The organism is Streptomyces sp. NPDC006309 (assembly GCF_040613095.1).
In the GTDB taxonomy this organism is placed as follows: domain Bacteria; phylum Actinomycetota; class Actinomycetes; order Streptomycetales; family Streptomycetaceae; genus Streptomyces.
On sequence record NZ_JBEXRO010000024.1, the window covers coordinates 1 to 22,388 of the forward strand.

At 73.7% G+C, this 22,388-nt stretch carries 14 protein-coding genes and 2 pseudogenes; 4 read left to right on the forward strand and 12 right to left on the reverse strand.

Translation table 11 applies throughout. The features are described 5' to 3' along the window. On the reverse strand, nt 1-800 hold an 800-nt coding region (locus ABZ117_RS26540), incomplete at its 3' end, for a maltotransferase domain-containing protein (protein WP_356824306.1). Nucleotides 801-1,133: 333 nt separating this feature from the next. Between ABZ117_RS26540 and ABZ117_RS26545 the strand changes: the two genes are divergently transcribed. After that, nucleotides 1,134-3,752 carry a glycosyltransferase family 1 protein gene (locus ABZ117_RS26545; RefSeq protein ID WP_356824307.1) on the forward strand — a complete coding sequence of 873 codons (2,619 nt, stop codon included), beginning with the start codon at nt 1,134-1,136 and terminating at the stop codon, nt 3,750-3,752. A gap of 3 nt (nt 3,753-3,755) precedes the next feature. Here the strand turns inward: ABZ117_RS26545 and ABZ117_RS26550 are convergent, their stop codons facing one another. The 5 genes and pseudogenes from ABZ117_RS26550 to ABZ117_RS26570 all read right to left on the reverse strand — a co-directional run bounded on the left by ABZ117_RS26550 (nt 3,756) and on the right by ABZ117_RS26570 (nt 12,122). Further along, nucleotides 3,756-4,277, reverse strand: a complete 522-nt coding sequence (locus ABZ117_RS26550) for a DUF1990 domain-containing protein (RefSeq protein WP_356824308.1) — start codon at nt 4,275-4,277, stop codon at nt 3,756-3,758. A 71-nt stretch (nt 4,278-4,348) separates the two neighbouring features. Continuing rightward, nucleotides 4,349-6,001, reverse strand: a complete 1,653-nt coding sequence (locus ABZ117_RS26555) for a M4 family metallopeptidase (RefSeq protein WP_356824309.1) — start codon at nt 5,999-6,001, stop codon at nt 4,349-4,351. Nucleotides 6,002-6,250: 249 nt separating this feature from the next. Continuing rightward, complete coding sequence (locus ABZ117_RS26560; protein WP_356824310.1) at nt 6,251-8,305, reverse strand: M4 family metallopeptidase; 2,055 nt, start codon at nt 8,303-8,305, stop codon at nt 6,251-6,253. 270 nt (nt 8,306-8,575) lie between these two features. Then, a pseudogene (locus ABZ117_RS26565) lies at nt 8,576-10,338 on the reverse strand (ABC transporter ATP-binding protein). Then, nucleotides 10,335-12,122, reverse strand: a complete 1,788-nt coding sequence (locus ABZ117_RS26570; RefSeq protein ID WP_356824311.1) for an ABC transporter ATP-binding protein — start codon at nt 12,120-12,122, stop codon at nt 10,335-10,337. Before ABZ117_RS26570 ends, ABZ117_RS26565 begins: the two are co-directional and overlap by 4 nt. Nucleotides 12,123-12,299: 177 nt before the next feature. Here ABZ117_RS26570 and ABZ117_RS26575 point away from each other — a divergent pair, with 177 nt between their 5' ends. Continuing rightward, entirely contained in the window at nt 12,300-14,120 is a 1,821-nt protein-coding gene (locus ABZ117_RS26575; RefSeq protein ID WP_356824312.1) for an ABC transporter ATP-binding protein, read from the forward strand. Then, a complete protein-coding gene (locus ABZ117_RS26580) occupies nt 14,117-15,967 on the forward strand; it encodes an ABC transporter ATP-binding protein (RefSeq protein WP_356824313.1) in 1,851 nt (616 codons plus the stop codon). Before ABZ117_RS26575 ends, ABZ117_RS26580 begins: the two co-directional genes overlap by 4 nt. 219 nt (nt 15,968-16,186) lie before the next feature. Here ABZ117_RS26580 and ABZ117_RS26585 read toward each other — a convergent pair whose 3' ends face one another. Together ABZ117_RS26585 and ABZ117_RS26590 are read right to left on the reverse strand one after the other, a co-directional pair. Then, on the reverse strand, nt 16,187-17,113 hold the full coding sequence (locus tag ABZ117_RS26585; protein ID WP_356824314.1) for a PaaX family transcriptional regulator C-terminal domain-containing protein: 927 nt from the start codon (nt 17,111-17,113) through the stop codon (nt 16,187-16,189). Beyond that, on the reverse strand, nt 17,113-17,724 hold the full coding sequence (locus ABZ117_RS26590) for a GNAT family N-acetyltransferase (RefSeq protein WP_356824315.1): 612 nt from the start codon (nt 17,722-17,724) through the stop codon (nt 17,113-17,115). Before ABZ117_RS26590 ends, ABZ117_RS26585 begins: the two co-directional genes overlap by 1 nt. 145 nt (nt 17,725-17,869) lie before the next feature. On the opposite strand from ABZ117_RS26590, the gene ABZ117_RS26595 reads away from it, so the two are divergent. After that, nucleotides 17,870-18,895 (forward strand): CocE/NonD family hydrolase, encoded by a 1,026-nt coding sequence (locus tag ABZ117_RS26595; protein ID WP_356824316.1) that lies wholly within the window; start codon nt 17,870-17,872, stop codon nt 18,893-18,895. Between the two features lie 116 nt (nt 18,896-19,011). Here the strand turns inward: ABZ117_RS26595 and ABZ117_RS26600 are convergent, their stop codons facing one another. From ABZ117_RS26600 to ABZ117_RS26615, 4 genes and pseudogenes are all read right to left on the reverse strand, one after another. After that, nucleotides 19,012-20,250 (reverse strand): hypothetical protein, encoded by a 1,239-nt coding sequence (locus tag ABZ117_RS26600; RefSeq protein ID WP_356824317.1) that lies wholly within the window; start codon nt 20,248-20,250, stop codon nt 19,012-19,014. A 26-nt stretch (nt 20,251-20,276) separates the two neighbouring features. Then, nucleotides 20,277-20,996 (reverse strand): annotated as a pseudogene (locus ABZ117_RS26605) (dolichyl-phosphate beta-glucosyltransferase); the annotation flags it as partial. Between the two features lie 125 nt (nt 20,997-21,121). Continuing rightward, entirely contained in the window at nt 21,122-21,826 is a 705-nt protein-coding gene (locus ABZ117_RS26610; RefSeq protein ID WP_356824318.1) for a hypothetical protein, read from the reverse strand. 10 nt (nt 21,827-21,836) lie between these two features. Next, nucleotides 21,837-22,343 carry a SigE family RNA polymerase sigma factor gene (locus ABZ117_RS26615; protein ID WP_356824319.1) on the reverse strand — a complete coding sequence of 169 codons (507 nt, stop codon included), beginning with the start codon at nt 22,341-22,343 and terminating at the stop codon, nt 21,837-21,839. Between the last annotated feature and the right edge of the window lie 45 nt (nt 22,344-22,388).

The window sequence follows — 22,388 nt, forward strand, 5'->3', positions numbered from 1 at the left end:
CGGAACGTGCCGTGCGGCTGCTCGGCGGTGCCCTCGGAGCGGGGGAAGAACTCGTACCACGAGCCGTACAGGGCCCTCTCCCGCTCCACCAGCAACGGCATCGCCTCCGAGGCCGTGACCAGCTCCCGCAGCGGATACCGGCCCAGCAACGCCTCCACCTCCGGCGACAGCGCCGCCGCGAGCCGCCAGGCGGCCGGACGGTCCTCGTCCCGCAGGGCGCGCGCGGCGTCCAGCACGGCCTGCCGCCGGTCCTCGGGCATCCCGGCCGCCGCCCGCTCGTACAGCTCGGCGCCCTCGGCCAGGACCAGGCCCGTGTCGATACCGGCCGGGATCTTGATCCGGGCGGTGTGCCGCCAGGTGGCGAGCGGGTCCGACCAGGCCTCCACCGTGTAGGTCCAGTGGCCCGGTTCGCCGGCGGTGACGGTGGCACCCCAGCGGTCGGTGCCCGGCACGAGTTCCCGCATCGGCGTCCAGGGCCCGGCCCGGCCCGCCGGGTCCCGCAGCACCACGTTCGCCGAGACGGCGTCGTGGCCCTCGCGGAACACGGTGGCCGACACCTCGAACGACTCCCCGGTCACGGCCTTCGCGGGCCTGCGGCCGTGCTGGACCACGGGGCGCACGTCGAGGACGGGGATGCGGCCCAGGGTGGTGGCCGCGGCGGGGGAGGGCCGCTCCCCGGCGGACGCGCCGGCGCCCGCGACGCCGGTGGGCGCCGCGCTCTTCTTGCCCGTCGTCTTCCTTGCTGCTCCCGGGGACTTGCTGGTGGACGGAGGTGCTGACGAGTGGTGCCTGGCGGGCATGACCGCTCCTGTCCGCGTCAACGTGGGTATGGGCGGATGGGTGTGGGGAGGTGGGTCCTGCGGGTGGTGCCGCACGACGCCTGTGGGACGTGTACCGGGTGGAGCCTGCCCACCCTGTTCGGGCGGTCAATCCGGCACTCTGTTAACTACTCACGCGTACGTCCACACACAAGACCGCCCCCCTTTTCTCCGAGTGCCCGGTGACCGGCTCTTGACGCCCCCCGACACCGAGCCGGTACGTCCCCACCGACCGCGCGGTAACCACTACCGTCGAAGGCGACGACGAGACGCACAGCGCCGTGCGTCTCACCCCGCAACGCGCCCGAGGTGAATGTGAAGGCGATCCGTCGGTTCACCGTCCGTCCCGTTCTCCCCGACCCCCTGCGGCCACTGAGTGACCTGGCGCGCAATCTGCGCTGGTCCTGGCACGCGGAAACGCGCGACCTGTTCCAGTCGGTCGACTCCGCGGCGTGGTCCGCCGCCGGAGGCGACCCGGTACGGCTGCTGGGCAGCGTGCGCCCGGCCCGGCTGGCCGAACTGGCCGGTGACCGGCGGTTCCTGCGCCGTCTCACCGCGGTCGCGGACGACCTCGACGACTACCTGACCGGCGACCGCTGGTACCAGGCCCAGTCGGACGGCCTGCCCGCGGCCGTCGCCTACTTCTCCCCGGAGTTCGGCATCACGGCCGCGCTCCCGCAGTACTCCGGCGGCCTCGGCATCCTCGCCGGCGACCATCTCAAGGCGGCCAGCGACCTCGGCGTACCACTGATCGGGGTCGGACTGCTGTACCGGCACGGGTACTTCCGGCAGACCCTCTCCCGGGACGGCTGGCAGCAGGAGCACTATCCGGTCCTCGACCCGAACGAACTGCCCCTCACCCAGCTGGAAGGGCCGGACGGCACCCCGGCGCAGATCTCCCTCGCCCTGCCCGGCGGCACCGCGCTGCACGCCCGCGTCTGGGTCGCGCAGGTCGGCCGGGTGCCGCTGCTGCTGCTCGACTCCGACGTGGAGGAGAACGACCTCGGCGAACGCGGGGTCACCGACCGGCTCTACGGCGGCGGCAGCGAACACCGGCTGCTCCAGGAGATGCTGCTCGGCATAGGAGGTGTGCGGGCCGTACGCATGTACTGCCGGCTGACCGGGCACCCGGAGCCGGAGGTGTTCCACACCAACGAGGGCCACGCTGGCTTCCTCGGACTGGAACGGATCGCCGAACTGTGCGCCGCCGGACTCGACTTCGACGCGGCGCTGGAAGCCGTGCGCGGCGGCACGGTGTTCACCACGCACACCCCGGTCCCGGCCGGCATCGACCGCTTCGACCGGGACCTGCTCGCCCGGCACTTCGGCCCGGACGCCGAACTCCCCGGCATCGACGTCCAGCGGATCCTGGCGCTGGGCATGGAGACCTACCCGGGCGGCGAGCCCAACCTGTTCAACATGGCCGTGATGGGGCTCCGGCTGGCCCAGCGGGCCAACGGGGTCTCGCTGCTGCACGGGCAGGTCAGCCGGAACATGTTCGCCGGACTGTGGCCGGGATTCGACGCCGAGGAGGTGCCGATCACCTCCGTGACCAACGGGGTGCACGCGCCGACCTGGGTGGCCCCCGAGGTGCTGCGGCTGGGCGCCCGGCAGATCGGCGCCCAGCGGACCGAGGACGCGCTGAGCGTCGGCGGCTCCGAACGCTGGGACTCGGTCGCGGACATCCCCGACCAGGAGGTCTGGGAGCTGCGCCGCACCCTGCGCGAGCAGCTGGTGCAGGAGGTACGGGAGCGGCTGCGGGCGTCCTGGCGGCAGCGCGGCGCCGGGAACGCCGAGCTGGGCTGGATCGACGGGGTCCTGGACCCGGACGTCCTCACGATCGGCTTCGCGCGCCGGGTGCCGTCGTACAAGCGGCTGACGCTGATGCTGCGCGACCCCGACCGCCTGGCGGAGCTGCTGCTGCACCCCGAGCGGCCGGTGCAGATCGTGGTCGCGGGCAAGGCGCACCCGGCGGACGACGGCGGCAAGCGCCTGGTGCAGGAGCTGGTGCGGTTCGCGGACGACCCGCGCTTCCGCCACCGTCTCGTCTTCCTCCCCGACTACGGCATGGCGATGGCCCAGAAGCTCTACCCGGGCTGTGACGTCTGGCTGAACAACCCCCTGCGGCCCCTGGAGGCCTGCGGCACCTCCGGCATGAAGGCGGCGCTGAACGGCTGCCTCAACCTCTCCGTGCTGGACGGCTGGTGGGACGAGTGGTTCCAGCCGGACTTCGGCTGGGCCATCCCCACCGCGGACGGCGCCTGCACCGACCCCGACCGCCGTGACGACATCGAGGCGGCGGCCCTGTACGACCTGCTCGAACAGCGGGTCGCGCCGCGCTTCTACGAGCGCGGGCGGGGCGGCCTGCCCGACCGCTGGATCGAGATGGTCCGCCGGACCCTCTCCCGGCTCGGCCCGAAGGTGCTGGCCGGCCGCATGGTCCGCGAGTACGTCGACCGGCTCTACACCCCCGCCGCGCAGTCGCACCGCGCGCTGACCCCGGACACCGCCCGGGATCTCGCCGCGTGGAAGACCCGGGTGCGGGCGGCGTGGCCGGGGGTGACCGTGGATCACGTCGAGACGACCGTGACGACGGCCACCGCGGAGCTGGGCACGGCCGTCGGGCTGCGGGTCCGGGTGCAGCTCGGCGAGCTGGGCCCGGACGACGTGGAGGTGCAGGCGGTGTCCGGCCGGGTGGACGCGGAGGACCGCATCACCGACGCCACGGTCGTCCCGCTGAAGCCGGCCGGCGCCCCCGACCTGGAGGGCCGGCTCCTGTACGAGGGTCCGCTCTCCCTGGACCGCACCGGCCCCTACGGCTACACGGTCCGCATCCTCCCCGCCCACCGCCTCCTCGCCTCCGCCGCGGAACCGGGCCTGGTGGCGGTGCCGTCGCAGGAGGTGGTGGAGGGAGCGGGGGTGCTGCTGCGGTGACCGTCAGTCCTCGGTGCCCCGGCCGGCCAGGTTCCTGAGCACGGTGCCGCACCGGCGGGCGTACGCGTGCTGGAGGCTCCGGGTCGCCGGGCCACCCGCGCGGGCGTACCACTTGGCGGCCCGGCTGAACGCGGCGACGGTGAGCCACACCGTGCCGTCGCCGGTGCGGTCGACCACGAATGCCTCCTCGCCGCACTCGGGGTGGCCTTCGAGGGTGCCGTAGGCCCAGCCGGCCCGGCGGGGTTCCTCGGCCGTCCAGACGATGCGGCAGGGGGCCCGGACGAGGCCGGCCAGGGTGACCGTGACGTCGACGCCGGGGGCCGCGCGGGCGGCCGTGGCGTCGATGCCGACGCCGAGCGCGCGGTGCATCTCCCAGGTCAGGACCGCCTCGGCGGCCCGGTCGAACACCTCCTGGCCCTCGCCGAGCCGGGTGCGGACGAACAGGGGGTGGAAGCCGGGCGGGCAGACGGCCAGGTCGTCGCGCGTCGCGCCGACCGGCTCGTAGGTGAAGGGCGCCGAGGACATGGGTCACAAGGGTAGGGCGGCACCCGGGACGCTCGCGTCCCGGGTGCCGCCCTGGCGTGGCGCGGGGGTGACTAGCTGACGTTCACGCCGGTCCAGGCCGCGGCGACGGCCTTGTACTCGGCGCTGGTGGAGCCGTACAGCGCGGACGCCGCGTTCAGGGTCGCCGTGCGGGCGGCCTTGTAGTTGGTCGTCGACGTCATGTACGTCGTCAGCGCCTTGTACCAGATCTGGAGCGCCTTGGCGCGGCCGATGCCGGTGACCGCGGTGCCGTTGTACGTCGGCGAGTTGTAGCTGACGCCGTTGATCGTCTTCGCGCCGCTGCCCTCGGACAGCAGGTAGAAGAAGTGGTTGGCGACACCGGACGAGTAGTGGACGTCCAGGTTGCCGACGGAGGAGGACCAGTAGTCCGCCGAGCCGCCGTCCTTGCTGGGCTTGTCCATGTAGCGCAGCGGCGAGCCGTCGCCGTTGATGTCGATCTTCTCGCCGATGAGGTAGTCACCGGGGTCGGAGGCGTTGTTCGCGTAGAACTCCACACCCGTGCCGAAGATGTCCGAGGTGGCCTCGTTCAGACCGCCGGACTCACCGGAGTAGTTCAGGCCGGCGGTGTTCGCGGTGACACCGTGGCTCATCTCGTGACCGGCGACGTCCAGCGAGGTCAGCGGGTCGACGTTGCCGGAGCCGTCGCCGTAGGTCATGCAGAAGCAGCTGTCGTCCCAGAACGCGTTGACGTACGCGTTGCCGTAGTGGACGCGGGAGTAGGCGCCGACACCGTTGTTCTTGATGCCGTTGCGGCCGAAGGTGTTCTTGTAGAAGTCCCAGGTCTCCGCCGCACCGTAGGCGGCGTCGGCGGCCGCGGTCTGGTCCGAGGAGGAGCTGGAGGCGGTGCCGGTGCCGAAGATGTTGGTCGAGCTGGCCACCAGGGTGCCCGTGCCGGACGTCTTGCGGGCCAGGTTGTAGGTCTTGTGACCGCCCCGGGCGCCGTCGGTGAGCTGGTACGTCGAGCCCGACTGCGTGCTGTTGAGGCTGACCGTGCCGGAGTACAGCGTCTTGCCGGTCGCGTTCTCGATGCCCTGGTACTCGAAGAGCTTCTTGCCCGTGGCCGCGTCGGTGATGACGTGCAGCTGGTTCGGGGTGCCGTCGTCCTGGAGGCCGCCGACGACCGTCTCGTAGGCGAGGACGGGCTTGCCGGAGCCGGCCCAGATCACCTTGCGGGCGCCGTCCGCGGTGGTCTTGGCGGAGCCGAGGGTTCTGGCGGCGGACACCGCCTGCTTCTCGGCCTTGGCGGCGGTGATCTGCGGCTTGAGCGAAGCCGGCTTGAGGGCCGACTTGTTCGCCTTGGTGACGCCCTCGGTCCTGCCCGACTTGGCGGTGTGGACGATGAGGTCGCCGCCGAGCACCGGGAGGCCCGCGTAGGTGCGCTCGTAGCGGGTGTGGACGGTGCCGTCGGCGTCCTTGACGACGTCCTTGGCGACCAGCTTCTCCTTGGCGCCGAGGCCTATGTGCCGCGCGGTCTCGGCGGCGCCGGCCTGCGCCTTCTGGAGCAGGGAGGTGCGGGCCGCGGTGGACAGCGCGGTCGGGGCGGCTGCCAGGGGCTTGGCGGCGGCGGATCCGGCCGGGGCGGCGCTGGCACCGGTGGTCAGACCGGTGGTGAGGAGGGCTCCGGCGGCGACGGCGGTGGCGATGGCCAGAGTGGTGCGCTTGTGACGCGCGTAGAGGGGGCTCACAGAAGCTCCTTCGTGGGGGAGTCCGGTCAGCGTGGGGTTACTGCCCGGAGAGTGTGGCGTTGTGAAGTTGCTGTGCTACTGCGGCGGGTGGAGAGAGAGTGACATCAGGGCCGCGTACATGTCATGACCCTGAAGTGATGTTGGCCGAAAATCGACTGCCGGGTGAATATTGCAGCGATGTGAAGCGGTGCCGTCCGGGGGCGTCGCGCCCCCGAACGGCCTTGTGCTGCCGGGCTCGTGGGCTGCGATTTACGAGAAGGTCAGCTTCCAGCTGTTGATCGTTCCCGTGTCGTACGTGGCTTGATCCTGTACCCGCAATTTCCACGTGCCGTTGGCCGGTTCCGCCGAGGCGTTGACCGTGTAGGTCTCGGTCACGTTGTCCGCCGAGTCCGAGGAGCTGAAGTTCTTCAGCCGGTAGGCGGTGCCGGACGGGCCGACGAGGTCGATCACCAGGTCACCCCGCCAGGTGTGCGAGATGTCCACGCCCACCTGGAGGTTGCTCGGCGCGTTCCCGGTCCGGCCGGAGACGGTGATGTCCGAGGTGACGGCCGGCCCGTTGTCCGGGACCGCCACCGGGGAGGTGTTCTCGTACGACGTACCGCCGCCGCCCCCGCCGCCGGAGCGTGAGCCGACCGCGACGCCCGCCCAGGCGTCCTGCACCGCCTTGTACTCGGCGCTGGTGGTGCCGTACAGCTCGCCGGCCGCCGCGAGGGTGCCGGTGCGGGCGCCCGCGTAGTTGGTGGTCGAGGTGAACTTCGTGGTCAGCGCCCGGTACCAGATCTGGAGCGCCTTGTCCCGGCCGATGCCGGTGACCGGGAGGCCGTCCGCCGTCGGCGAGTTGTAGCTGACGCCGTTGATGACCTTGGCGCCGCTGCCCTCGCTGAGCAGGTAGAAGAAGTGGTTCGCGGGGCCCGACGAGTAGTGCACGTCGACGCCGCCGATGCCGGAGTACCAGCTGTCCTTGGACGAGCCGTCCTTGCTGGGCTTGTCCATGTAGCGCAGCGGGCTGCCGTTGCCGTTGATGTCGATCTTCTCGCCGATGAGGTAGTCACCGGGGTCGGAGGCGTTGTTCGCGTAGAACTCCACGCCGGTGCCGAAGATGTCCGAGGTGGCCTCGTTCAGACCGCCGGACTCCCCGCTGTAGTTGAGGCCCGCGGTGTTGGAGGTGACGCCGTGGCTCATCTCGTGGCCGGCCACGTCGATCGCCGTCAGCGGCTTGGCGTTGCCGGACCCGTCGCCGTAGGTCATGCAGAAGCAGCCGTCGTCCCAGAACGCGTTGACGTACGAGTTGCCGTAGTGCACCCGCGAGTAGGCGCCGACGCCGTTGTTCTTGATGCCGCTGCGGCCGAAGGTGTTCTTGTAGAAGTCCCAGGTCTCCTGCGCGCCGTAGTGGGCGTCCGCGCCCGCGGTGGCGGCGTTGGAGTTGGTCCCGTTGCCCCAGGTGTCGCTGGTCTGCGAGAACAGGGTACCGGTGCCGGAGGTGCCGTGGTTCAGGTTGTAGGTCTTGTGGCCGCCGCGCGCGCCGTCGGTGAGCGTGTACGTCGAGCCCGACTGGGTCGTGGTCAGCGCGACCTGCCCGCTGTACTGCGTGTTGCCGACGCCGGTCTCGATGCCCTGGTACTCGTACAGCTTCTTGCCGGTGGCGGCGTCGGTGACGACGTGCAGCCGGTTCGGGGTGCCGTCGTCCTGGAGTCCGCCGACGACCGTCTCGTACGCCAGCACGGGCTTGCCGGAGGCCGCCCAGATCACCGTGCGGACGCTGTCCGCGGCCGTCCTCGTCCCGCCGAGCGCCCTGGCCCGCCGCACCGCCTGCCGCTCGGCGGCGGCCTTCGGTACGGCCGGGGTGAGACCGGCGACCTTCAGCGAGGCGCTGCCGGCCCGGATGACCTCCATGGTCTTGCCGGACCGGGCGGACTCCACGACGAGGTCGCCGCCGAGCACGGGCAGGCCCGCGTAGGTGCGCTCGTAGCGGGTGTGGAGCGTGCCGTCGGCGTCCTTGACGACGTCCCGCACTACCAGCTTCTCCTTGCCGCCCAGCCCTATCTGCCGGGCGGTGGCGGCCTTGGAGGTGTCCGCGTGCCGGATCAGCTCGGCGCGCTGGGAGGGGGTGAGCCTGAGGGCCGTGTGCGCGGGGTTCGCCCTGCCGGCCTGCGGCCTCGCCGGAGCGGCGCCGGCCGCGCCCGACTGGACGGCGGCGGCGATCAGGGCGGTGACGCCGACGAGGGCGACGGTGGCGGCGCGGCGGGGCGCCGAGGCGCGCGGTGCTGTGTGGGAGGTGCGTCCGCGAGAGGAATTGCTTCTCAACACTGACTCCTTCTGCATGGCCGCGGGTCGCGCGGCCAGGGGAGACCGGACGCTGCGTTCTGACGTCCGGGCAGAACAGGCGTTACGCGGAACCAGGTGCAGGTGCTGAGCCGGCTCACGCCGGAGCGCAGGAGCTGTGGGGCGGCTGTGAGTCGGTCTGGGAAGAGTGGCAGGAATGCCGCGACATGTCAGGAGCGCGTCACAAAGTTGGCCGGAAACAGTTCGTTGAACGGAGGGTCATGTTCGATATGCGGACCGCGGAGTGGTGGGTCAGCGCCCGGGCGGTGTCCCGTGCCAGGTCCGCCACAGGGCCGCGTACGCCCCGTCCGCCGCCACCAGCTCCTCGTGCGTGCCCAGTTCGCTCAGCCGGCCGTCCTCCATGACCGCCACGCGGTCCGCGTCGTGGGCCGTGTGCAGACGGTGGGCGATGGCGATGACGGTACGGCCCTCAAGGACCGCGGCGAGGGCGCGCTCGGTGTGCCGGGCCGTGGCCGGGTCCAGCAGGGCCGTCGCCTCGTCGAGGATCAGCGTGTGCGGGTCGGCCAGCACCACGCGGGCCAGGGCCAGTTGCTGGGCCTGCGAGCCGTCCGTCGGCCGGCCGCCCGCGCCCAGCCGGGTGCCGAGGCCGTCCGGCAGGCCGCGCACCCAGTCGTCGGCGCCCACCGCCTCCAGCGCCGCCCACAACTCGGTGTCCCCGGCGCGCGGTTCGGCGATCAAGAGGTTGTCCCGGACCGTCCCCAGGAAGACATGGTGTTCCTGTGTGACCAGAACCACCTGCCGGCGCAGCAGTTCCGGCGCCAGTTCGGCCACCGGCACCCCGCCCACCGTCACGCTGCCGGACCCCGGCCGGTCGATGCCCGCGAGCAGCCGGCTGAGCGTCGTCTTCCCGGCGCCGGACGGCCCCACCACCGCGAGCCGTTCCCCGGGCCGTACCGTCAGGTCCACCCCGCGCAGCACCTCGCCCCCGCGCTCGTAGGCGTACCGGACCCCGCGCACGTCGATCCGGTCGTTCGCCGGCACCCCGGCAGTGTCCCCGCCCGGGCCGCGGGGCGCCCGCGCCAGCCCCTCCACGCGCGCGAACGAGGCACCGCTGCTCTGGAGCTGCTCCACCCGCATCAGGACCTGGTCCAGCGGCTCGGTGAACTGCCGCAGATACAGCGCCGCCGCCACCACCTCGCCCACCCCCGCCGCGCCCCGCGCGTGCAGCCACCCGCCGAGCAGCAGCACCCCGGCCACGGGCACGGTGTACGTCACGTCGACCGCCGGGAAGAACACCGAGCGCAGGCGGAGTGTGTACAGGCGGGTACGGCGGGACGCCTCCAGCGCGTCCCGGCTCGCCGCCGTCCGCCGCTCCCGGAGCCGGAACGCCTCCACGGTCCGTGCCCCGGCCGCCGTCGACGCGACGATCTCCGCGACCGCCGAGGTGGCCGCGCCCTCGGCGAGGTAGGCGTCCCTCGCCCGCCGCAGATACCAGCGCAGGGCCAGCCATACCGGGGTCAGGCCCAGCGCCCCGAACACGCCCAGCAGCGGGTTCAGCGCGCACACCGCGCCCAGCACGAACACCGCCTGCACGGAGTTGACCAGCAGGTCCGGGCCGACGTCCCGCAGCGTGGTGCCGACGGTCGCCACGTCCGCGGTGCCCCGCGCGGTCAGGTCGCCGGTGCCGGCCCGCTCCACCACGGACGCGGGCAGCGCCAGCACCCGGTCGACGTACTCCTCGCGCACCCGGGCCAGCGTCCGCTCCCCGACCCGGTGCCCCGCGTACCGCGCCCAGCGCGCCAGCAGCAGCTGCGCCGGCGCGCACAGCACGATCCACAGCGCCAGCCGGTCCACCGCGCCGACGCCGTGCCCGGCGCGCACTCGTCGACGATCCGGCCGACCAGCCAGGGCCCGGCGGCTCCCGCTGCCGCCGCCAGCAGGTTCAGCGCCAGCACGGCGGCGAACGCCCGCCCGTCGGCCCGCACCAGCCGCGCCACGGCCCGGCGCACGGCGGCCGGGTCCGCGACGGGCAGCAGCGTCTCTCCCGCCGTCACCGCGTCACCCCCTCGCGCACCCCGGGCACCGAACCGCCCCCGGTCTCCCTTGTGTTCACGCCGTCCCCGTCGTCCCCGTCGTCCCCGTCGTCCCCGGTGTCCCGGGCGACCAGGGCCCGGTAACCCGGTTCCGCCGCCAGCAGCCGGCGGTGCGGGCCGCTCGCCGCGACCTTGCCGTCGACCAGGAACACGACCGTGTCCGCGTGGTCCAGCACCAGCGGGGAGGTCGTCGTCACCACCGTCGTACGGCCCTCCCGCGCCTCCCGCAGCCGTGCGGCGACCGTCGCCTCGGTGTGCGCGTCCAGCGCCGAGGCCGGCTCCACGGCGAGCAGCACCTCCGGATCGGCCAGCAGCGCCCGCACCAGCCGCAGCCGCTGCCGCTGCCCGCCGGACAGGCTGCGGCCCTGCCCGGAGACCACCGAGTCCAGACCGTCCGGCAGGCCGCGGACGATGTCCTCGGCCGCCGCCGCGTGCACCGCCCGGCGCAGCGCCGCCTCGTCCACCGGGTGCGCGGCGGCCACGACCTCCCGCAGCGGCCCGGCGAACAGGTCCGCCTCGTTGTCCGCGACGAGGATGCGCCGCCGTACGTCCGTCAGCGGGACCGCGTCGAGCCGTACCCCGCCCCAGGTGACGTCGGTCGGCCCGTACCGGCCCAGCCGGTCGGCCACCGCGGCGGCCTCGGCGGGCCGGGCGGCGGCCAGCGCCGTCAGCCGGCCCGGCACCACCCGCACCCCCGACACCGGATCGTGCAGCACGGCCGGACCGGCGGGCGCCGGCAGCGTGCCGGTGTCCGGCTCCGGCGCCAGCCGCAGCAGTCCGACGACCCGGCGCGCGGCCACCACGCCCCGGTTGAGGTCGTAGGCCATCTGCACGAAGAACGCCACCGGGCCGACCAGGACGGCCACATAGCCGTACACCGACACCAACTCACCGACGCTCAGCGTCCCCTGGGCGGTGAGCCGGGCCGCGAACCAGGTCACCACGGCCAGGAACAGGGTGGGCAGGCCGATTCCGAGCGCCTGCACCCAGCCCGCCACCGCGCCGACCCGGTACCCCTGGGCCCGCAGCCGGTCCGAGTCCCGGCGGAACGCGTCCGCGAACAGTCCCTTGCCGCCCAGCCCGTTCAGGACCCGCAGCCCGCCCGCGAGGTCACCGATGCGCGCCGCGAGCACGCCCTGCCGCTCCCGGTACTCGCTCTCCGCGCCCTGGAGCCGCAGCGTCAGCGGCCCGGTGAGCAGCGCGATCACCGGCGCCCCGAGCAGCACCACCGCGGCGATCGGCACGGAGACCGACAGCAGCAGCCCGGCCACCACCGCGTACACCACGATCGCACCGACGCCCGGCCCGACCACGGTCAGCGCCTGCGCGAGGGTCTGCACGTCCGCGACCCCGATGGTGACGACCTCCCCGGCCCCCGCCCGGCGCGGCAGCGCCGCCCCCAGCCGCACCACCTGTCCCACGACCACCTTCACGGTACGGAAGTTGGCGTCCATCCGGAGCCGGGTCAGCGTGCGGTGCCGCAGCGTGCCCACCCAGGCGTTCACCGATCCGGCCACGAACATCACCGCGGTCCAGCCGGCCAGCACCCCGAGCCGCCCCGGCACCAGCCCCTCGTCCACGGCCCGCGCCAGCAGATACGGCTGCGCGGCCAGCAGCACCATCCAGATACTGCCCAGCAGCGCCCCGGCCGCCGACCGGCCCGGCTGACACCGCACCAGCCACCACAGATACCACCAGCCGCCCCGGACGTCGGCCGTGCCCGGATCCTCGTACGCGTCGATCATGCATCCCCCGGTCTCCCCGGCCTGCCTGCGCGCACGGTCCGGACGGCGAACCCGGAACGTACCGGCTCCGGCGAGACCCGTTCCAGCGAATAACGGACGGCGCCCCGCCGGTGTCCGCCCCGCGCCCGCCGGAAACCCGGTGGGCGATGTCGGTGGCGATCCGTAGGCTCGCACGTGATGCCCACGACACCCGCAACCACCGAGGACCGGTCCGCCGTCCGCACCCTCCTGCGCCTGTGGCCGTACGTCCGCCCCGTGCGCGCCCGGCTGTTCACCGCCGCGTTCGTCGCCGTCGTCGCCTCCTGTACGGGGCTGGTGATCCCGCTCGTCCTGAAGTGGCTGGTCGACGGGCCGGTTTCCGGCCGGGACCCGGCGGGTGTCTGGCTCGGCGCGCTGTACCTGCTGCTGCTCGGCACCGCCGAGGCCGTCCTGTTCGGCATCAGACGGTGGCTGGTGGCCCGCCCGCTGTCGCACGTCGAGGCGGAGATGCGCGCGGACCTCTACCGCCGGCTGCAACGCCTGCCCGTCGCCTTCCACGACCGCTGGGCGTCCGGCCAGATGCTCTCCCGGGGCACGACCGACCTGATGCTGGTCCGTCAGTTCCTCGCTTTCCCGCTGACGTTCCTGCTGGTCAACGGCGTGACCATCGCCGTCGGTCTGGTCATCATGCTGATGCAGGACTGGCAGCTGGGCCTGGTCATCCTCGGACCCACCCTCCCCGTGATGTGGACCTGCGCCGTCTTCGAACGGCGGTACGCGCAGGTGGCGCGGCGCGCCCAGGACCAGGTCGGGGACCTGACCACGGTGGTCGAGGAGAGCGTGCTCGGTATCCGCGTCATCAAGGGCTTCGGCCGGCACCGCAGCCAGGCCCGGGCGTTCCGCGTCCTCTCGGGCACCCTGCGCGGCACCGAGCTGCGCAAGGCGCGGCTGCTGGCCATGATCTGGGGTGTCATCGTCACGCTGCCCGAGCTGGCGATCGGGGCGGCGCTGGTGCTGGGGGCCGTGCGGGTCGCGGAGGGCGGGCTCAGCACGGGCACGCTGGTCGCCTTCCTGAGCACCGCACTCGCGCTGCGCTGGCCCGTGGACTCGATCGGGTTCCTGCTGGCGATGAGCCAGGAGGCCGCCTCCGCCACGGAGCGGTACTTCGAGGTGATGGACCAGGCGCCGGAGGACCCCTCCGACGGGGCCGGGGACGCCACCGCGTCCGTCCGCCCCCGGGTCCGCGAGGCGCCGGGCGGGACACGCGCGGCCGTGCGCGGACTGCGGTTCGAGAACGTTTCGTTCCGCTACCCCGACGCGCCCCCCGGCTCCCCGCCCCTCCTCACCCGTGTCGATCTCCACGTGCCGCCCGGCGAGTCCATGGCCCTCGTCGGAGCCACCGGCAGCGGGAAGACCACCCTGACCGCGCTGGTGCCCCGGCTGCACGAGGTCACCTCCGGGCGGATCACCCTCGACGGCGTGGACATCACCGCGATGTCCCGCGAGGAACTGCGCACCAGGGTCGCCGTCGCCTTCGAGGAACCCACCCTGTTCTCCGCCACGGTGGGCGAGAACGTCCTGATGGGGGCCCCGGACGGGGCGGGGGACGCGGACCTCGGCCGGGCGCTCGCCATCGCCCGGGCCGACTTCGCGCACGCGCTCCCGCACGGCACCGCGACCCGCGTCGGCGAGCAGGGACTCAGCCTGTCCGGCGGCCAGCGGCAGCGCCTCGCGCTGGCCCGCGCGGTGGTCGGCCGGCCGGAGTTCCTGGTGCTGGACGACCCGCTGTCCGCCCTGGACGTGCACACGGAGGCCGCCGTGGAGGCCGCGCTGCGGCGGGTCCTCGCCGACACCACCGCCCTGATCGTGGCCCACCGCCCGTCCACCGTGCTGCTCGCCGACCGGGTCGCCCTGCTCTCGGGCGGCCGGATCGCGGCCGTCGGCACCCATCACGAACTGCTGCGCGGCAACGCCGAGTACGCCCGCCTGATGTCCGCGGAACCGGAGGACAAGCGATGACGACGACCGCCTCCGCCCCCGCCACGGGCAGCGACGACCACAGCGCCCCGGACCCCGGCGACCCCTTCGACCAGGACGTCCTGTCCGCCCCGCCCGGCGCGACGGGCGCTCTGCTGCGCTCGCTGCTCGCACCCCTGAAGGGCCGGGCCGTGTTCACCGGGCTCCTGCTGCTGCTCCAGCAGGCGGCGACGCAGGTGGGCCCGCTGCTGGTGGCGTACGCCATCGACACCGCCGTACCCGCGTTCCGGGACGACCGGCACGGCCCGCTGATCGCGGTGGCCGTCGGCGCCGGGCTGAGCGCCCTCGCCTCGGGCGTGTTGCAGTTCGGCTTCATCGAGTACAGCGCGCGGGTCAGCCAGGACGTGCTGCTGGACCTCCGGGGCCGGATCTTCCGGCACGCGCAGGCGCTGAGCCTGGACTTCCACGAGCGGTACACCTCGGGCCGGCTGATCTCCCGTGCCACCACGGACGTCGAGTCGCTGCGCGAACTCCTCAACGACGGCATCCAGGAACTGGTGACCGTCGTGCTGTCCTTCGTGTACATCGCGGCGATGCTGCTCTGGCTGGACCTCGGCCTGGGCGCGGTCGCGGTGGCCTCCTTCCTGCCGCTGTACCTGCTCGTCCGGCTCTACCAGCGGCGGGTGGGCCGGGTGTACCGGGCGCGGTCCACGGCGATCGCCTCGGTGATCGTGCGGTTCGTGGAGACGATGAACGGCATCCGGCCGGTGCGCGCGTTCCGCCGGGAGGCCGCGAACGACGCCGAGTTCGCCGTGCTGAACCGGCGGCACGAGCGGACCAACGGGGACGCGCTGCTGGAGATGGCCCGCTACGTGGTCGGCTCCCGTCTGGTGGCCGGCACCTCGGTCGCGGCGATCGTGCTGTGGGGCGCCTACCGGGTGGCGTCCGGCTCGCTGGACCTGGGGGTGCTGGCGGCGGCGGTGCTGTATCTGCGCCGGCTGTACGACCCGATCGACCGGCTCGGCATGTTCCTGAACTCCTACCAGTCGGCCGCCGCCTCCCTGGAGAAGATCGCCGGGCTGCTGGCGCAGACGCCGTCCGTGCCGGAGCCCGCGGAGCCCCGCGCACTCCCGCCGCTGACGGGCGGCCTCCCGGGCCGCGAGGTCGTCTTCGACGGCGTGCGGTTCGCCTACCGCACCGGCGGCGAGGTGCTGCCCCGTTTCGGCCTGACCCTGCCGGCCGGACAGACCGTCGCGGTCGTCGGCTCGACCGGCGCGGGCAAGTCCACCCTGGCCAAGCTGCTCGCCCGCTTCTACGACCCCTCCGACGGGCGGGTCCTGCTGGACGGGGTGGACCTGCGGGAACTGGCCGCGCCGGAACTGCGGCGCGGGGTGGTCATGGTGACGCAGGAGGCGTTCCTGTTCTCCGGCACGGTCGCCGACAACATCGCGATCGGCCGGCCCGACGCCGGCCGGGACGAGATCGAGCGGGCCGCGAAGGCGATCGGCGCGCACGAGTTCATCAGCGCGCTGCCCGACGGCTACGACACGGACGTCCGCAAGCGCGGCGGACGCATCTCCGCCGGGCAGCGCCAGCTGGTCGCCTTCGCCCGGGCGCTGCTCGCCGACCCGGCGGTGCTCATCCTGGACGAGGCGACCAGCTCGCTCGACATCCCGGGGGAGCGGGCGGTGCAGCGGGCGATGTCGACGGTGCTGCGGGGCCGTACCGCCGTGGTGATCGCGCACCGGCTGTCCACCGTGGAGATCGCGGACCGGGTGCTGGTGATGGAGCACGGCCGGATCGTCGAGGACGGCAGCCCGCAGGACCTCATCGCCGGCACCGGCCGGTTCGCGGACCTGCACAAGGCGTGGCGGGACAGCCTGGCCTAGGGCGTTGCCTTCGGATCGTCTCGCTGACCCGGTGAGGAGGGCGGCGAGGTGGGAGGCCGCCGACCGCAGGCGGGGCGGCCGCCCCGGTGCCGCCCTCCCGTGGCGCGCGACACACCGGAGCCGACCCGTTGACGACCGGGCCGCACGGGTCAGCGGCGCCGCCCGCGTTGCGTCGGGGGTTCGCCGGTCGCCCGTGACCCCTCGTTCGGCAGGGCGGTGTCATCCTTCGGCCCTGGCGCCCAGGGCGTCGTGGTAGAGCCGGAACAGGCGCAGGTCCCCGTGTTCCGCGGCCCCGGCGGGCCCGGCCTCGCGCAGGCGCTGCCAGCACTCGGCGGCGAGGCGGCGGGCGGCCGCACCGGGCCAGGGCCGGGGAAGCAGTTCCGGCGGCAGGAACGGGTCGGGTTCCATGGCCCGGGTGAACTCGGCGGCGAGTTCCACGGCCATGGTCAGCCGCCCCTCGGGTGAGCCGTGCACGGCGTTCTCCCCATCGGCCCCCAGTTCGTCGAGGCACCGTCGCGTGAAGGCGGCGAGCCGTTCGTGGCCGGCGGCGATGTCCTCCAGCGGCCACAGCGCGGCGGCCAGGGCCGGCGGGTCGGTGAGCGTTCCGACACGCAGATCGGTGCTCGTGAGGAAGGTGACGCAGGAGAGCACGCCGAGGTGCCGGGCGTGTGTTTCGACGAGGTCGGTGACGGGGTTGGCGGTGACGTACAGACCGCCCTGGAGCGGTGCGGCGCCGAGATGGAGCAGACTGTCGCGCAGGGCGTCACGGGCGCTTCGGCGGGATTCCGGGATGGCGAACGCGAACAGGTGCCAGGTGCCGTCCCAGGGAGCGAGTCCGGCGTCCTGGCGGTAGGCGTGACGTACGTGGTCCGCGTCCGGCGCCAGGGTTCCGGAACGGTCGCGGACGGCGCGCAACAGGGCCTTGCGGCCGCGGCCGTCCTGGGTGAACCGGCCTTCTTCGACCAGGCGCCGGACGCAGAGCCGCACCTGCTGGTCGCTCATGCCCAAGGTGCCCGCGACGGCGTAGAGCTGCCCGGCGTCGACGGTGCCGTCCTCGCGGACGAGCGCGTGCACCAGCAGGCGGGTGGGAATCTCCGGCCGGGCAGCCGGTGCGCCCTCCCCGCTCATGGGGGTCGTGGGGGCCATCAGGCCGTGCCCCCGTCCATCCGGTCCGCCGCGGTGAGCGGGCGGTGCATGGTGGTCACGGCGCCGAACCCCAGCAGACTGCGCAGCCAGGGCGTCTGCTCGGTGTGTCGGGCGACGAAGCCGTGCCGCTCGTACAGCGCGCGGGCACGGGGGTTGGTGTCGATGACGTCCAGGCGGATGCGCCGGCAGCCGTTCTCGGCTCCTATGGCGGCGATCTCCCTCAGCAGCAGGCCGCCGATGCCGCAGCCCCGGTGGCGCGCGTCGACGGCGATGCCGTCCATGACGAGGTCGCCCTCGCCCGGGGTGCGCTCGAACAGAGCCAGGACCGCCAGGCGGGGCAGCCCCCTCAGGAACCCGTAGGCGGACAGCATGTCGGCCGCGCTGCCGCCGGTCAGCCCGCGGCCACCGACCTGGTAGCCCGCCACCCCGACCACCTCTCCGTCGAGGAGCGCCGTGACGCCCCGGTCGCGGTTCAGGTGCCCGGCGAGGAAAGCCCGCCCGGCGTCCGGCGGGTTGAGCGCCGGGCCGAGTTTGCGGCCGAAGGCCTCCCAGTAGAGCGCGGCCACCTGCCGCTCGCTGCCTTCGGGCACGCCGCGCCGACACACCACCATGGGGCTTCTCCTCCGAAAGGGTTGACTCTTGTGTGATCGAATCTAGTACGTTCGTTCTCGGAACGAGCGTTTTTTATTCGATTGATGGGGGAAGTTCATGCCGGGAGGACGCGAGAGGACCACCGGGCCGCGCCGCAGGCGGTGGGTGCGAAGGGCCGTGTGGTCGGTGGTCGGCGTCCTCGTGGCGGCCGCCGGTCTCGGCGGGGTGGTGGTGTGGCAGAACACGTACGCCCTGCGCGAGGAGCGGGTGGTGCTGCGGCACGACGGGCACCGGCTGGAAGGGGTGCTCGCCCGCCCCGAGACGGGGCACGGGCCGTACGGGCTGGTCGTCTTCGTCCACGGTGACGGGCCGACAGACGCCACGCACGACACGTTCTACCGGCCGTTGTGGGAGTCCTTCGCCCGCGCGGGCTACGCGTCGCTGTCGTTCAGCAAACCGGGCGTGGCGGGCTCCGGGGGCGACTGGCTGGAGCAGAGCATGGCCGATCGCGCGCGGGAGACCCTGGCCGCGGTCGCCTGGGCCCGCGGCCGCACCGACATCGACGGCCGCCGCATCGGGTTGTGGGGGGCGAGCCAGGCGGGATGGGTGCTGCCCAAGGTCGCCGCCGCGGACCGCGGGATCCGGTTCGTCATCGCCGTCGCCCCGGCCGTCAACTGGCTCCGGCAGGGCCGTTACGACCTCCTCACCCAGCTCCGGCGGGACGGCGCCGGCCCCCGGGAGACCGTGCGGGCGCTGCGGCGCAGTGAGACGACCCTCGCCCTGTTGCGCCGGGGCGCGTCGTACGACGAGTACCGCGCCACGCTCGGGCGCGACGCCGACATGACCCGCAGACGGTGGCGGTTCGTGACGCGGAACTACACCGCCGACGCGGTCGCCGATCTGCGCGCCATGCGGGGCACTCCCGTCCTGCTGGTCCTGGCCGGTCACGACGTGCATGTGGACGCCGCCGAGACCGAGACCGTCTACCGCGGCGTCCTGCCCTCCTCCACGCTGGAGGTCGCGCACTATCCCGGCGCCGCGCACTCACTCGTCGACCACGACCTCGAGAGCCGCGAGCCGCTGCTCACGGCCACCGCGATCCTCCTGCCGAGAAGGCTGTACACGGACGGCTTCCTCGCCGACCAGGCCCGTTACGTCAGGCGGTTCGACTCGGGCAGCGGGACGCGATGACCGAGGACTCGGCTCATGACCCGCTCGGAGGCGGGTGCGTCCCCGGCCGGTCCCGGCGTGAGGCGGAAGGCGAGCGGCCGGCACCAGTGGTCGGCGGCGGACAGCACACCCAGCCCCTACGGCACCCCCAGCTCGAAGAGCGCGTACCCCGCGTACGAGCCGGAGGCCAGTGCCGCGATGCCCAGCAGCGTGCACTGCACGGGCAGGCTCAGCCGGCGCATCGCCACCGCGAGCGGCAGGAACAGCGGGAAGCAGGGCAGCAGATAGCGGGAGATGTTGGCGACGATCTGCTGGCTGCCGAGCACCAGGGCCAGCGTCAGGACGGTGTACACGACCAGCACCGGCGGCGGGCGCAGCCGTAGCAGCAGCGGCAGCAGCGCGCAGGCGAGCAGGATCACGCCGACGGAGATGACGTCCGCGAAGGGGTAGGCGAAGAGGTAGGTGAACTTGCCCACGGGCACGGACGTCAGCACGTCCAGGGTCTGCTTGCCGTAGTCGAAGCGGTGCGCCCAGGCGCCCGACTGGAGCTTGAAGTAGCCGCCCAGGTCGCCCATCCGGTTGCCGACCCAGAGCAGATAGCCGAGCAGTCCGAGCGGGGCCAGGGCCGTGGCGAGCAGCGGGCGCAGGGGGCTCTCCTCGCGGCGGCGCAGCGCGAGCAGCGCGGCGACGCCTAGCGCGGCGATCAGCGCGGCGGCCGTGGGCCGGTTGAGGCCGGCCGCGAAGGTGAGCGTCCCGGCGGTGAGCCAGCGGCGGGTGATGGCGGCGTGACAGGCCCACACGGCGAGGGCCACGTAGAGCGAGTCGGAGTAGACCGCCCACTCCACGCCCGAGCCCGGCCACACCGCCCACAGTCCCGCCGCCGCGAACCCGGCCCGCCGGCCGCCGAACCGCTCGGCGACGGCGTACACGCCGAGGGCGGCGGCGAAGGAGGCGGCGATCGAGACCAGCAGCCCGGCACCGTACGAGCCGAGCCCGGTGACCGTCGAGGTCAGCCGGATCAAAGCCGGGTACAACGGGAAGAACGCCGCCGAGTTGCCCTCCAGCGTGATCAGACCGGTGGCCCCCGGGACCGGGACGAGTCTCGGGTCGTAGCCGTGCAGCGCGATCTGCTGGTACCACCAGCCGTCCCAGGTGGCCAGCACGTCCCAGGCGTGCGCGCCGCCGCCGAACCGGGGGTGCCTGGTGCGGTAGTCCCCGGTGGCCGACAGCAGGTACATGAACGAGCAGAAACCGGCCAGCTTCAGCGCGCCGAACACGGCGAGGACCGGTCCGTGACGGCGGCCGGCGGCCCGGAGCCGGGCGCCGGGCGCGGTCCGGGACGCCGGCGCCGCCGTCCCGGCCAGGGTCGCGGTCACCGGGCCACCGGCCCGGGACGGCGGCGGGCCAGGGTCCGCCGCATCCGGACGATCCCCCGCAGATCGGCCAGCGCGGTGGCGAGGAGGTCGACGCTGCTGTCGGGGTCGTCCACCCAGTCCACCGGGACCTCGTGGATCCTCAGGCCCGCCCGCTCCGCGAGCACCAGCAGTTCGGTGTCGAAGAACCACTCCCCGTCCCGCACCAGCGGCAGCAGCCGCTCGGCGGTCTCCCGCCGGACCGCCTTGAACCCGCACTGGGCGTCGGAGAACCCGACGGCGAGTGTGCAGCGCAGCAACGCGTTGTAGCAGCGGGATATGACCTCGCGTTTGGCACCGCGCACCACCTGGGCGCCCGGGGCGAGCCGGGTGCCGATGGCCACGTCGGAGTGGCCCGAGATCAGCGGGGCGACCAGCGGCAGCAGCGCGGCGAGCCCGGTGGACAGGTCCACGTCGAGATACGCCAGCACGGGCGCCCGGGAACCCGACCAGGCCGCCCGCAGCGCCCGGCCGCGGCCCTTCTCCGGCAGCCGCAGCGAGGTCACCTCCGGGAGTTCGCCGGCGAGCAGGGTGGCGATGGCCGGGGTGCGGTCGGTGCTCGCGTTGTCGGCGATGGTGATCCGGAACGCGTAGGGGAAGGTGTCCCGCAGGTGTGTGTGCAGCCGCCGGACGTTCGGCTCCAGGTCCTTCTCCTCGTTGAACACCGGTACGGCCACGTCCAGGACGGGCTCGTCGGGGTCCGTCGGCAGGGGCGCGCGCCGGGGCGCCGGGGACACCGCCGGTGGCCGGCTCGGTCGTATGTGTGTCACGTCATTCCCTGGGGTCAGGTGTGCCGGGCGTGCCGGGGCACGCGGGGGCGGAGGGCGGAGCGGGACTAGCCGGCCGGGCCGGCCGTGGCGGAGGGCCGGTCCGACGGCACGGCGGGTGCGCGCGCCGGTGCCGTGGCCGGCGCCGTGGTGCTGCCGCCGGCCCGGGAGCCGGCCGTGGCCGACGGCGGCCTGGGTGTGGCGGTGGCCGTGCTCCCGTCGGGGTCCGGCCCGGCCGCGGCGGTGGCCGTGGCGGTGGCCGTTGCGGTGGCCGTGGCGGTCGCGGTGCTCGGCGGCGTGGGCGGGACCGTCGCGGGGAACGACGTGGACGGCGGCGCGCCCGGTGACCGTGACGACGACTGCGACGGGGACGACCACGGCGACGGCGACGGTGACGGCGACGTGCTGGGGCCGGGTGCCGGGCTGGTCAGGGGCCGGGGGCGCGGTGCGCTGGGCCGGTCGTCGGTGTGGCCGTGCGGCCACAGCAGCAGCCCCAGGCCGAGGCCGGCCACGGCCAGCGCGGAGCCGGCGGCCCGGCGCGCCGTGCGCGCCCGGTGCCGGGCGCGCACGCCGGCGCGGAGCGCCTCCCGGTGCCGGGCCTCGAACGGCGCCGGCTGCCGGGTCTGGTGCATGAGCTGTGTCAGCTGCCGCTCGAAGTGATCCGCGCGGTCCGTGCCGTCCATGCGGTCCGTCCCGTCCATACCGTCGAAGCCGTCGAAGCCGTCGAAGCCGTCGAAGCCGTCGAAGCCGTCCATGCCCTTCCTGCGGTCCATGGGTCCTCCCTCACCCCACCGGCTCGATGACGTCTGCCAGGAGCCGGCGCAGCCGGGCCACCCCGCGTGCGGCATGGGACCGGGCCGTGCCCACCGGGCAGCCCAGGGCCTCCGCCACCTGCCGGTCGGGCAGGTCCTGGTAGTAGCGCAGCACCACCGCGGCCCGTTGCCGCGGGGTCAGCCGGGCGAGCGCCGCCTCCAGCCGGGAGCGCTCGGCCACGGTCGCCGACACGTCGCCGGCCGCCGCCACCTCGGGCAGCTCCTCCACGGGCCGCTCGCCCCACCAGCGGCGGCGCGCCGACCGGGCCGCGGCCCGCGCCAGCACCTTGCGCACATACGCCTCCGGCGCCTCGTCGGCGACCTTCGGCCAGACGAACCACAACTTGACCAAGGACTCCTGCAACAGGTCCTCGGCGCGGTACCGGTCCCCTCCGGTGAGCAGACGGGCGAGATGGAACAACACCGGCCAGCGGGCCGCCACGAACGCGTCGTACTCACCGGCCCTGGTCTGCTCCATCCCCACGGTCCCCGTTCTCGCCGGCTGTTCACACCAGGAGAAAGG